Annotated in this window: 9 protein-coding genes and 1 riboswitch; all 9 genes read left to right on the top strand. The window is 43.3% G+C overall.

Going from position 1 to position 13,125, the window contains the following annotated elements; all coding sequences use genetic code 11:
• Positions 1 to 98: 98 nt before the first annotated feature.
• Positions 99 to 1,061, top strand: coding sequence for an AAA family ATPase (locus M654_RS20140; RefSeq protein WP_026589708.1), 963 nt, complete (start codon positions 99 to 101; stop codon positions 1,059 to 1,061).
• On the top strand, positions 1,061 to 2,272 hold the full coding sequence (locus M654_RS20135) for a DUF58 domain-containing protein (RefSeq protein ID WP_026589707.1): 1,212 nt from the start codon (positions 1,061 to 1,063) through the stop codon (positions 2,270 to 2,272). The genes M654_RS20140 and M654_RS20135 overlap by 1 nt, the downstream gene beginning before the upstream one ends.
• A 5-nt stretch (positions 2,273 to 2,277) precedes the next feature.
• The gene (locus M654_RS20130) at positions 2,278 to 4,503 is read left to right on the top strand and encodes a DUF4129 domain-containing transglutaminase family protein (protein ID WP_026589706.1); all 2,226 of its coding nucleotides are present in this window, start codon (positions 2,278 to 2,280) and stop codon (positions 4,501 to 4,503) included.
• Between the two features lie 175 nt (positions 4,504 to 4,678).
• A complete protein-coding gene (gene guaA / locus M654_RS20125) occupies positions 4,679 to 6,220 on the top strand; it encodes a glutamine-hydrolyzing GMP synthase (RefSeq protein WP_026589705.1) in 1,542 nt (513 codons plus the stop codon).
• A 542-nt stretch (positions 6,221 to 6,762) separates the two neighbouring features.
• Complete coding sequence (locus tag M654_RS20120) at positions 6,763 to 8,025, top strand: ATP-grasp domain-containing protein (protein WP_026589704.1); 1,263 nt, start codon at positions 6,763 to 6,765, stop codon at positions 8,023 to 8,025.
• Positions 7,988 to 9,256 (top strand): ATP-grasp domain-containing protein, encoded by a 1,269-nt coding sequence (locus tag M654_RS20115; RefSeq protein WP_081692888.1) that lies wholly within the window; start codon positions 7,988 to 7,990, stop codon positions 9,254 to 9,256. The genes M654_RS20120 and M654_RS20115 overlap by 38 nt, the downstream gene beginning before the upstream one ends.
• A complete protein-coding gene (locus M654_RS20110) occupies positions 9,213 to 10,097 on the top strand; it encodes an isocitrate lyase/phosphoenolpyruvate mutase family protein (protein ID WP_236251157.1) in 885 nt (294 codons plus the stop codon). Before M654_RS20115 ends, M654_RS20110 begins: the two co-directional genes overlap by 44 nt.
• Before the next feature lie 47 nt (positions 10,098 to 10,144).
• Positions 10,145 to 11,353 (top strand): pyridoxal phosphate-dependent aminotransferase, encoded by a 1,209-nt coding sequence (locus M654_RS20105; protein ID WP_236251156.1) that lies wholly within the window; start codon positions 10,145 to 10,147, stop codon positions 11,351 to 11,353.
• Between the two features lie 65 nt (positions 11,354 to 11,418).
• A complete protein-coding gene (locus M654_RS20100) occupies positions 11,419 to 12,645 on the top strand; it encodes an MDR family MFS transporter (protein WP_035428797.1) in 1,227 nt (408 codons plus the stop codon).
• 335 nt (positions 12,646 to 12,980) lie between these two features.
• Positions 12,981 to 13,082, top strand: a riboswitch (purine riboswitch).
• Positions 13,083 to 13,125 lie beyond the last annotated feature (43 nt).

Below are 13,125 nucleotides of genomic sequence, written 5' to 3'. Positions count from 1 at the left end.
GCAAAAAAAGACTTTTTCATCGGTTTGTTGTCTTCTGCTGAAACATCGTTTATGGTAAAGTTAAATCAATTCGAATCGTCAGCATGAGGAGGAAGAGGATGGCTTATCAAGAAGCGCTGCACCCTGTTTTGGGAAAAGTAGCCGATAATATAGATAAAGTAATAGTAGGAAAGAAAGATATAGCCGTTTTGAGCCTGACCGCCATTTTGGCCAACGGTCATGTCCTTTTGGAAGATGTACCCGGCGTCGGCAAAACCATGATGGTCCGGGCGCTGGCTAAATCAGTCGGTGCGGAATTCAAGAGAATCCAATTTACACCTGATTTATTGCCTTCGGATGTAACAGGTGTTTCCATTTACAATCCGAAAACATTGGAATTTGAGTATCGTTCAGGCCCGATCATGGGGGATATCGTGCTGGCAGATGAAATCAACCGGACTTCGCCGAAAACCCAATCGGCTCTCCTTGAAGCGATGGAAGAAGGCAGTGTGACGGTTGATGGTGTGACAATGCCGCTTGCAAAGCCTTTTTTTGTGATGGCGACGCAAAATCCTGTTGAATATGAAGGGACATATCCGCTGCCTGAAGCACAGCTTGACCGCTTTTTATTTAAGCTGCGCATGGGCTATCCGACCATCCGTGAAGAGCTGCAGGTCCTCGACCTTCAAGAGAACCGCCGTCCGCTTGAAGAGATTGAGCCTGTCATCGAAAAGGAGGAGCTCGCGGCTTTTCAAAAAGAGGCGGAAATGGTTTATGTGGACGCCTCAATTAAAGAGTACATTGTTGAAATAACGCAAAAAACGAGGAACCACCCTTCCGTATATTTAGGTGTCAGTCCGCGCGGATCGATTGCACTGATGAAAGCCGGACAGGCGTATGCATTTTTGCACGGTCGCGACTATTGTATTCCTGATGATATTCAATTCCTGGCGCCTTTTACCCTCCAGCACAGAATGATTTTGCGGCCGGAGGCTAAGTTCGAAGGGAAGCGCCCTGAAACGGTTCTTCAGGAGATTATGTCGAAAACGGAAGTTCCTGTTGGAAGGCCGATGAACAAATAATGAGAGAGCGTATCGGTCTGTTGAAATACGGGTGGAAGCTGTTTGTTTTATTTCTTCTGTCCCTGGCGGCGTTCAGCTATGCCATGTTTCAAGGGGGATTTGTCAGCTGGTTTTTGTTTTTCGCTTTTCTCCCCTTTATGTTGTATGCTTTCCTGTTTGCTATTTACCCGCTGTCCAGCATAACGGCGGTGCGAAAGATCAGCGGGGAGCATTTGAGAGCCGGAGAGCGGCTGAATCCCGTCATCACTTTAAAACGAAAAGTTCCGTTTCCGCTCATGTTTATGATCGTGGAAGACTGTCTCTCTGATTCGCTTTTGAAAAACGGAAATCCCGCCGGAGCGAAGCAATTTCTTTTTCCCTGGTTCAAAAAGGAAATCAAAATGGCTTATACAATAGATTCGGTGCCGAGGGGAGATCACCGCTTAAAAGAGATCAGGATCCGCACAGGCGATCCGCTCGGACTTGTGGAAAAGGAAATTTCCCTACAGGTGGAAACGTCTTTCTTTGTTTTGCCCTCATATCAAGACATTGCATTTCATGCGAGGTCGGGGAAGTTTGATGATCAATCGGGGTATGCCTCAGACCTGCGGCGGAAGAACAGTACATTGGCGTCAGGCGTCAGGGAATACCAGCCCGGTGATCGTTTTGCCTGGGTGGACTGGAAAGCGTCGGCTCGGCGAAATCAGCTGATGACAAAGGAGTTTGAACAAACTAAAGGCCATGATCTGCTGATCTTTTTGGATCAGTCTCCGTCTGACGCGTTTGAGGATATCGTCAGCTTGACCGCATCCATCGTTCGCGCCGCTCTGCGGGACGGGACGAACACCGGGCTTGTTGCCGGCGGAAAGGAAAAAGCCCGGTTTCCGGCGCGGAACGGAGAAGAGCATTTGCAGCATCTGTTTCATTATTTGGCGGTAGCGGATTGCGATGCTCTTTATCCGTTCCACACGCTCATGGACAGCGAGTTAAACTCGCCTGACGTGAGGAATGCGGTGACATATGTGGTGACAAGCCGGATCACGGTGGAATTATCAAATGTTTTGGCTCACACATTGAAAGACAACCCGCCTGTCGTTTTTCTTGTCAAGGATAAGGGAGGGGACGTCTCACGCGAAGAGAATGCGGCTGTTGAACATTTAAGAGCGCGGGGGACGGAAGTGAGCGTCATTTATGGCGGGCGCTTTTCCCGTGCTTTTGCGAAAGCGAGGTGAAAACCATGAGGACCGGTAGACAATACAGCCGGGTCGGTTTGCTGTTTTTTTATGTATTAACGTTTATGCTGCTTTGGGAATGGCTCCGTCCCTTGCAATACTTTACGGATACGGGGCATACGTACTTTTTCATTTTATTTATCGCTCTTGTTTTTTCGCTTACATTTTTCAGGGTCTCATGGTTTATCAGATTTCCGGTCAGCCTCGGATTTATTTTGTTTGCCCTTCATTGGATTTTTTACGACGGGTCTTTATTTTCGCCTTCGTGGATCACGCTGTTTCTGCAAGACATCGGCCGGAATCTTTCCCACATCTTCTCCGGGATGTGGCGGGATATGTCGCCGTTGTTTCGGACGCTTCTCTTTTACATTTTGCTTTGGCTGCTTGTGTATTTGCTGCATTATTGGGTCATTTATCAGCGCCGAATTCTTTTCTTTTTTATGATGACCGTCGTTTATATCGCGGTTATCGACACGTTTACGCCGTTTGACGCCTCAGGGGCGATCGTGCGGATCGTTTTGTTCGGCTTTCTTTTATTGGGACTCCTTTATTTTGAACGAATGAGGGAAGGTGAAAGGCTGCAAACCTCGAAAACGGTGTTTTTAAAATGGTTTGCCCCGCTGCTGCTTTTGACTGCCGCCTGTGTGGGCATCGGGACGGTGGCACCCAAGACAGATCCAGTATGGCCTGACCCGGTGCCATTCATCAAAACGGCTGCAAACGGCGGTCTTGATTCGCCGGGAAAGAGCAGAGTCGGCTATGGCACAAATGATGAAGCATTGGGCGGCCCATTTTCTAAAGATGATTCCTGGGTATTTACATGGCAGGGAACGGAAAGAAGCTACTTCAGGGCGGAAACGAAAAGCCATTATACAGGGAAAGGCTGGATTGAAGATGAGAAATCGGGTTCATCCATCCAGCTCGATCTGGACAGGCTTGATTATCAATGGTTTGAAAAAAATGTGAAAACAGAGACACACAAAGCGGTTATCGATATGGAGCCTTCTTACCGGTATAACCATGTTCTTTATCCGATCGGGACGACGCATATCACCTTAAACAACTTTTTTGTTCCGCTGCATATGAACGAAAACACGGAGAAAATCGTCCCGGCCGGCAAGACGGGGGCTGATGTTCAGAATCTTGAAAGCTATACATTAACCTATAAAGCACCCATTTTTGATGTGAACAAGCTTAAACAAGTCACGATCGAATCGGAGAAGGAGTGGAGCAGCAGCCATGAAAAGTACCTTCAGCTTCCCGACACACTTCCTGACCGGGTGAAAGATCTCGCCGGGAAGCTAACAAAGGATCAAGATAATGTCTATGACAAAGCAAAAGCGATTGAAGACTATCTCGGTTCTTCCGAATTTAGGTATGATACAAAAGACGTTGCCGTGCCGAACAAGGATCAGGACTATGTCGATCAGTTTTTATTTGAAACGAAAATCGGCTATTGCGACAATTTTTCAACGGCCATGGCGGTTCTCCTTCGTTCGGCCGGAATACCCGCGCGCTGGGTGAAAGGCTATACATCCGGACAGTACGCCGGAGCGACAGCCGACCGGAAACGCAATATGTATGAAGTGACAAACAATAATGCCCACTCCTGGGTCGAAGTATATTTTCAAGGGCAGGGCTGGGTGACATTTGAACCGACGAAAGGTTTTGTCAACCCTGAGCAGTTCATCGAACAGTCGAACGGCCATAGCGGCGCCGCAGCAGAAAAAAAGGAAGAAGAACGAGAAAATGCCGCAGATGAACAGCAGCAGACCGCCAAAAAACAGGAAAGCCCGCAAAAAAACGACCAGAAGGAAAAACATAAAGAAGCTCAAGCCGATTCAGGTGCCGCCAACAGCGGCAATAACAGCGTTCTCTTATACAGTGCAGCCGCTCTTTTTCTCCTGTTGGCACTTGCGGCCGGTTTGTACTATACACGTTCCAAATGGATGCCGGTCATCATCATCGCCAGGCTGAAAAAACGGCGCGATGACGCGGTTTTCTTCAAAGCATATGAGGAGCTTATCCGCCAGCTGCAGCGGAAAGGCATCATCAAGCAGGAAGGGCAGACCCTCCGCGAGTTCGCGAAAGCGGTGGATGAGCGCTCAGGCAATCATGATATGACGGCTTTAACCCTTCGTTATGAACGGGCCCTGTATCGCAAGGAAAATGCAGGAGAACTTTGGAATGAGTCAGCGGAGTTATGGGAAAATTTAATTAAAAGGAGATAGTCTTGACCGCTTTCTGTCCTATTGTTAGAATAAGTGAATATTAAAAACCCTTATATATACTTGCTGGCAGGCTCGGCTGCGCCCCGAGCCTTAGTCCCGCGAATGGGGGCAGGACGGCCATATGTCTGCCGCCATTTTTTCTGTGCAAAAAACAATTTGATAAAGAGGTGACACCATGACGAAATTAGTAAATGAAATGATTCTTGTATTGGATTTTGGAAGTCAGTATAATCAGCTGATTACCCGCCGCATTCGTGAGTTTGGTGTATACAGTGAGCTTCATCCGCATACGTTGACGGCAGAAGAAATCAAGGAAATGAATCCGAAAGGAATTATTTTGTCCGGGGGGCCGAACAGCGTTTATGATGAAGGATCATTCCGCTGCGACGAGAAGATTTTTGACCTGGATATCCCTGTTCTCGGCATCTGCTACGGCATGCAGCTGATGACTCATTACCTCGGCGGAAAAGTTGAGGCGGCAAGTCAGCGTGAATACGGAAAAGCGAACATTCACATTGAAGGTGAACCAGACCTGTTCAAAGATCTTCCAAACGAACAAGTCGTCTGGATGAGTCATGGTGATTTAGTTGTCGAAGTTCCAGAAGGCTTTACTGTTGATGCGACAAGCCATCACTGCCCGAATTCAGCGATGAGCAAGAAGGATAAGAAATGGTACGGTGTTCAGTTCCATCCGGAAGTGCGCCATTCGGAATACGGAAATGATCTGTTGAAAAACTTCGTTTTCGGTGTTTGTGAATGTGCCGGAGAATGGTCAATGGAAAACTTCATTGAAATTGAAATGCAAAAGATCCGCGAAACAGTCGGCGACAAGCAAGTGCTGTGCGCGCTAAGCGGCGGTGTCGATTCATCCGTTGTTGCGGTGTTGATCCATAAAGCGATCGGCGATCAGCTGACTTGTATTTTCGTCGACCACGGACTTCTTCGCAAAGGTGAAGCCGACGGCGTCATGAAAACATTCAGTGAAGGCTTCAACATGAACGTGATTAAAGTTGATGCGAAAGACCGCTTCCTGAACAAGCTGAAAGGTGTTTCAGACCCTGAGCAAAAACGCAAAATCATCGGCAATGAATTTATCTATGTGTTTGATGATGAAGCGGACAAGCTGAAAGGGATCGATTTCCTTGCACAGGGAACGCTTTACACAGACATCATCGAAAGCGGCACCGCGACGGCGCAGACGATCAAGTCGCACCACAATGTCGGCGGACTGCCGGAAGACATGCAGTTTCAACTGATCGAACCGCTGAACACCTTGTTTAAAGATGAGGTGCGCGCGCTTGGAACAGAGCTCGGCATTCCTGATGAGATCGTTTGGCGCCAGCCGTTCCCAGGCCCGGGTCTCGGCATCCGCGTTTTGGGAGAGGTAACGGAAGAAAAACTGGAAATCGTCCGTGAATCTGATGCGATTCTTCGCGAAGAAATCGCAAAAGCTGATCTTGAAAAAGATATTTGGCAATACTTCACGGTCCTTCCTGACATCCGCAGCGTCGGCGTCATGGGAGACGCAAGAACTTATGACTACACGATCGGCATCCGCGCCGTCACCTCAATCGACGGCATGACATCCGACTGGGCGAGAATTCCTTGGGATGTCCTTGAGACAATCTCGACACGGATCGTCAATGAAGTGAAGCACATTAACCGTGTGGTTTACGACATTACGAGCAAGCCGCCTGCGACAATTGAGTGGGAATAATGAAAAAAGCCTCAAATCTTTTTATAAAGATTTGAGGCTTTTTTTATAAAACATATTAAACGAATAAACTGTTACATCCCTAGTTTTCACCAGCCTGCATCATCTATTCATTTGTCAAATAAAATCGAATTCATAAAATATTCATTGAATTACAAATAATGTATGATAGTATAAATATATACAATTTAAAAAAGCCTCAAATCTTTTTATAAGTAGTTGAGCTTTTTTTTATAAAACATATTAAACGAATAAACTGTTACATCCCTAGTTTTCACCAGCCTGCATCATCTATTCATTTGTCAAATAAAATCGAATTCATAAAATATTCATTGAATTACAAATAATGTATGATAGTATAAATATATACAATTTAAAGTAGATAGTGTTTTTAATTTTTCAAGGGGTTCTTTGTTAGATAAGAATGATAAAAAATGATGCCCTCAATAATGTTGAGCGTCATTTTTTACCTTCTGCATTCAGTGCTTCAGGTTCAGGATAAGGTTTTTGAAATGGAGAAAAAAATACTGAAAGAGGCTCAAAGGATGAACAAACATATTTTATTTTTTAATGCTACTTATATTAAGAAAATTTCTACTCTTGAGACTGCTAAAGACTTAGGCTTAAAGGTTTCTGTTGTTGGGCCAGAACTTCCAGGTTGGTCGCACCCGTTGGTTGATCATTACATTTGCGCAAATACTTATCAGATGGATGAGACCATACCTGTTCTGAAGGAAGCGGCCAAAGAAAATCCTTTTGACGGAGTCATTACATTTTGGGATAGAGATGTGGTGCCTGTGGCGGTGACTGCCGAAGAATTTAACCTGAAGGGCAGTCCGGTGGAAGCGGCGGAACGGGCCCGGAATAAATGGAAGATGCGTCATTGTTTAAACCATGCACAAGTTCCGCATCCAAATTATCACAGGTTTACAAATTGGAACGAATTATATCATGCCAGCGTTGAGATGGAATACCCCTTAATCATTAAGCCTGTGGGTGCTTCTGCAAGCAAAGGCGTGTTCCGAATAGAAAAGCCGGAAGATTTATATCACGCCTATCAGGACATGTTAAACGCTGCGATTCCAGAAAATGATAAAATGTTTTCTTTTTATCAAAACGAGTATCTGGTTGAAGAGTTTATGAATGGACAAGAAGTCAGCATTGAGGGAGTAATTTCCGATGGAGTCATTCACTTTGCAGGTGTTACAGAAAAATGGACGGATCGGTATTTCGAAGAATACCAGCATGCATTTCCCGCCAGGCTGTCGGAAGATGTCGAACGTGAATTGTTCAATATCACCAGTGATGGGATAAAAGCTTTGGGGCTGGATCATTGTGGTTTTCATGCCGAGATCATGATCACAGAAAAAGGATGTAAGATTATAGAGATCAATGGTCGTCTAGGTGGCGACTTTATTACTACACATTTGGTTCCTCTAGCCAAAGGTATAGATATAACACGCGCAAACCTATTGGCGGTATTAGGAGAAAAAATAAGCTTTGTAGCTTCGAAAAGAAGAGCTGCCTGCGTCCGATTTTTGATTGCAGACCGTGAGGGTGTGATAGAAAAGTGGGAAGGTGTTGAATCGATCAAAGACATGCCTGGGGTCGTTGAATTTGTTTTAGAAAAACAACAGGGCGATAATGTTGGCCTGCCGCCTGAAAAATTTCATGATTCCCGGATTGCTTATGTCATCACAGAAGCCGAGGATACAGAAAAAGCGATCACATATGCTGAAGATGCTTTATCCAAAGTGAGGTGTTTCATCAATGGAACGGAAGAGACTGTTCCTGGTCGGGATTCCTGAAACACATATCGAAAGGGCCATTAAGCGGGCTAAGCAACTTGGTTTTGACGTCATATTGGGAGATACAGAAGCTTCATTGAAAAATTATGAGCATTTAATAAAGGAAGCTGATCAAAAAATCGTTTTAGATTATACGAATGATGAGAATCTGTTCTCAGTCGCCAAAGAGATCCATGACAAAGAGCCATTAGATGCCATATTTACTTTCAAAGAAGCCGGTTTATTCAATGTATCTAAACTTCAGCAAGCCTTTCATTTGAAAGGAAATCCTCCGTCTGTGGTACAAGCTTGTCTTGATAAATATAAAACGCGGCAGCTTTTAAAAAAGGCGGGACTATGCTCTCCTGGTTTTGAATTGTGCAGGAATATGGAAGAAGTATATGATTTTTGGCACAAATCTGAACATCCTATCATTTTAAAGCCGAGATCTCGGCAAGGTAGTGTGGGTGTTATTAAAGTTGAGAAACAAGAGGACATAGAGGCGTGTTTTAAAGAATGTTCAAAGCATGACGATGAGGAATCAATATTAGCTGAAGAGTTTATAGAAGGACAGGAAATTTCTATAGAAGCCGTTGTCTGCCAAGGCAAGGTCGGAATACTTGGTGTAACCGAAAAGCAGCTTTATCCTGGAACGTTCGTGGAATTGGGGCACATATCGCCTTATCAAGGTCAAAAAAAATATCAGGACTTTTATAAGGATCTGGTCATGGAAGTCGTTCATGCTGTTGGGATCGTATTTGGCCCCTTGCATATTGAGGGATATCACACAAATAAAGGATTTGTGGTAGGTGAGGTGCACACCCGCTATGGCGGAGACAACATAGTGACCATAACCGAAATCGCCATGAAATGTGATATGCACACACCTATTTTTGCTGAACTGGCGGGCGTCCCATATCAACCGGAAAGTAAGCTTGCCCAAAATGAAGTGTGCGCCGTTCGTTTTTTAGAAACGAATCAAGGGGTTGTAAGCGCGATCGAAGGACTAGGTGAGCTGAAAAGGATGGGGAATTTAGTCGATTTTCATATAAATTGCAATGTTGGTGATACGATCGGGCCGATCAAAAACAGCTACGATAGAGCAGGATGGGTGATTGTAAAGGGGAAAAATGAGCGAGAAGTCAATGACGCATTACATAATGCGGTTGACAAGATAAAAATAATCATAGGTGAAGGGGAGAATGATGATGAGAAACAGAAAATCAGCTATTTTGAGGAACGCTTTAAATAGTCAAGGATTGGTGAAAGTAGCGGGAGCTCATGACGGCTTAAGCGCTAAATTAGCAGAGAAAAACGGATTTAATGCCATATGGGCAAGCGGTTTGGGAATCTCTGCTGTGCAAACTGTACCTGATGCCAGTATATTAACGATGACTGAATTTCTTGAAGCTGCCGTTATTATGAATGAATCATGCAATTTGCCGGTCATAGCAGACTGTGATTCTGGATACGGGAATATTCATAATGTCACCCGCATGATCAAAAAATATGAAGCTGCCGGTATTGCCGGGGTTTGTATTGAAGATAAAGTATATCCGAAATTAAATTCATTTGACGATAGACAACAGCTTCTTGTCAGTACTGAAGAATTTTGCGAAAAAATTAGAGCCGCAAAGATGGCTCAGCAAAATGACGATTTTGTATTGATTGCGCGTGTCGAAGCTTTAATTGCTAAATTGGGTCAAGAAGAAGCTTATACAAGAGCAAAAGCATATGTTCAAGCGGGAGCAGATGCGATTTTAATTCATTCAAAAGAACAATCGCCTGATGAGATTATTGAATTTGTTAACAATTGGGATGTTGATGCACCGTTGGTTGTGGTTCCGACTAAATATCCGACGCTCTCAATGGAACAGTTGGAGGAATTGGGAGTGAAGGTTTCCATCTATGCCAATCAGGCTTTGCGTGCTTCTGTTAAGGCTATAAATGATACATTCGAAAGCATTATTAACAATAAATCTTCTTTGCAGGTTGAAGAAGACATAGTGAGTGTCAAGGAAATATTTGATATTCAAGACGTACCGGGGATGAAGCAGCTCGAGCGTTTAATCCATAAACAGCCGGCTACTTAAGGTTTTCTATTCTGACTTTTTAGCATGTCCATATATAAGAACTGGAGGTGTTCCGATTGAATAAAAGATTATCTGACAGAGTCATGAATATCAAACCTTCGGCTACAATGTCATTAAATGCCAAAACGAAAATGATGATAAAAGAAGGTAAAGATATGATTAATATGAGTGTAGGTGAACCGGATCTTCAGCCGCCATTAAAAGCTTCACATGCAGGAATCCAAGCGATAGTGAATGGCCAAACCGGATATACACCGGCAACAGGACTGATTGAATTAAGAGCATCCATTGCACAATACTTGTTGCATGAACGTGGAATTAAGTACAGTCCGAATCAAATTATTGCATCAGCCGGGGGAAAACAGCCGTTATATAATGTTTTTCAAGCAATTTGTGATCAAGGTGATGAAGTGGTTCTCCCATCCCCTTACTGGGTGTCTTATCCAGAGCAAATCAAACTGTCGGGAGCAGTGACTGTAATTGTAAGATGTGATGAAACGACTGATTTTAAAATGACGCCGGAGAAGCTTGCAGCAGCGATTTCCCCTAAAACAAAAGCTGTCGTTATTACATCTCCTAATAATCCGACAGGGTCCGTTTATTCTGAAGACGAATTGAAAGAGATCGGAAATGTGTTAAAGGATTATAAGAACATTTTTATTATTTCTGATGAGATCTACGATCAGTTTGTGTACGAGGGCAAGCATGTCAGCTTGCCGTTCCTTTTTCCCGAATTACAAGACCGGACTATCTTAACGAATGGTTTTTCTAAAGTGTTTGCAATGACTGGATGGCGGCTTGGATATATCGCTGCCCCGGCGGATATAGCAGAAGCAATTGCCAGCTTTCAAAGCCATGCTACAGGTAGCCCGTCAACGATTTCTCAATATGCGGGCATAGCGGCTTTAAACGGTTTTGATCAGTCTCTGGTCGAAGAATACAAAAAGAGACGTGATCTGTTGGTCGAGGGTTTAAATCATATTCAGGGTATCCGCTGTGCCAAACCAAATGGGGCCTTTTATGCATTTCCGAATGTTTCGCGATTTATCGGAACAACATATGAAGATCAAACAATCGTTGATGCGGAGACATTTTGCCATCTGCTGCTGGAAAAACAGCATGTATCAGCTGTTCCCGGTACAGCATTTGGAGAGCGTAATAACATCCGCTTGAATTTTGCAATTCCAAAGGATCTTATTACAGAAGCGTTGAAAAGAATAAAGAACTTTACAACTCAGCTGGCCATTAAGGTATAACAGGCCGGCATCCAAAACACTCCTTCTAATCAGCACCTAATGTTCAGGCAGGTGGTTTTTTTAAAATGAAACAATTCAGGATTCATCCGGTGGGCTGGAATATCATTTTGGGAACATTGTTTAGCAGAATGTCAGTTTCAATGAGCATTCCTTTCCTTTCTATATACCTTACACAAGTCAAAGGTGTATCTCCAGCTTTGACCGGCATCATTGTATCGGTAAGTTCTCTGGCTGGGATTGTAATGAGCTTTTACGGAGGCTATTTATCGGATCTTTTTGGCAGAAAAATTGTGATGATAACATCTGTATTTTGTTGGGCATTTGTTTTTGTGAGCTTTGTTTTTGCGGATAGTGTACTTGCATTTTTTGTCATCAATGTGCTTAACGGGCTGTGCCAATCAATCTTTGAACCGGCATCTAGAGCCTTGTTATCAGATATAAGCAAAGAAGAAAACCGTTTGAAGATGTTTAATTTGCGATATACTGCGATCAATATAGGCGTGGTTTTTGGACCGCTTATAGGCCTTCGTCTGGGAGCCGCCAAAACGGCTCTCCCTTTTCTGATCGCAGGTCTTACATATTTTCTTTACGGTCTGTCCCTCATATTTTCATTTCGGAAATTTAACATAGGTGAGAATAACCGAAAAGAAGATAAAACGACGATTGCTACGGCTTTTCATGTGACAAGAAAAGACAAAGTGTTTCTTATCACATTATTTGGAGTGATTTTATCAATATCCGGATACGCACATTTTTCCACAACATTGCCCCAATATTTTGCCGCAAAAATGGAGGATGGGGTGACCGTATTTTCATGGCTTTTGGTTCTGAATGCAATTGTTGTTTTGCTCGTTCAATATCCGATTGTGAATACCATGAAAAAGTTTCCGCCGATTCATTCAATTATTCTGGGGAATATATTGATTAGTTTCAGTTTATTATTCTTTTCATTTTCAGTTAATCCAGTCATATGGGGTATTATCGTTATATTTTTCACAATAGGGGAAGTTTTGATTTTTTCAATGGTTGATATGTTGGTGGATGAAATTGCAAAACCAGGTTTAAAAGGAACATATTTTGGGGCAACAGGCTTTAACCGTTTAGGAAATGTGATTGGCCCATGGCTGGGCGGTTTTCTTCTTTCCTATTTTGGGGTGAACGGGTCTATTTATATATTCTTCATCTTGTTTGTAACGACAGCCTCGGGAATTCCAGCTTTATTTTTGGCCAAAAAGCATCTTGATCAGAGCAGACGTTCAAATGCCGATGTTACAGAATCACATAGAATGTAAAATGAAGTCTTTAAACATTGGTTTAAAGGCTTTTTTTCTTGGAACACCGAGAAAGTGGAAAATGAAATTGATTCTTCGTGAGACAGGAAGGATATTTTCACTGACGGCAAAGAGGTTACCATTTATCTTATTCGGATAAGACTCTGTTAATTTTAAAAGAATAGCTTTAAACCGTTTGGTAAACAGTCTAAAGCGCTTTTGGTCTGTTCTGGCTTTTTTTATGATAACAAGTACATCGGTAAGAATATGGAAAAATAGCGAACGAAGAGAATATTATTTGTATTAATGTTCGTTTTTTGTATTGTGTTCCGCGTTAGGTATTGTTACAATAGTATAGTAATTCAAAAAAGACTTGTCGTATAATCATGGGGATATGGCCCATAAGTTTCTACCAAGCTACCGTAAATAGCTTGACTACGCTTGTATACACTATTTTGTTCGTGAAAAATACATTTTTTCAGTATGAAATATGCCGTAGTC

The organism is Bacillus sp. NSP9.1 (assembly GCF_000465465.2).
Classification (GTDB): Bacteria; Bacillota; Bacilli; order Bacillales; family Bacillaceae; genus Bacillus; species Bacillus sonorensis_A.
This window is presented reverse-complemented; position numbering and strand designations above follow the sequence as displayed.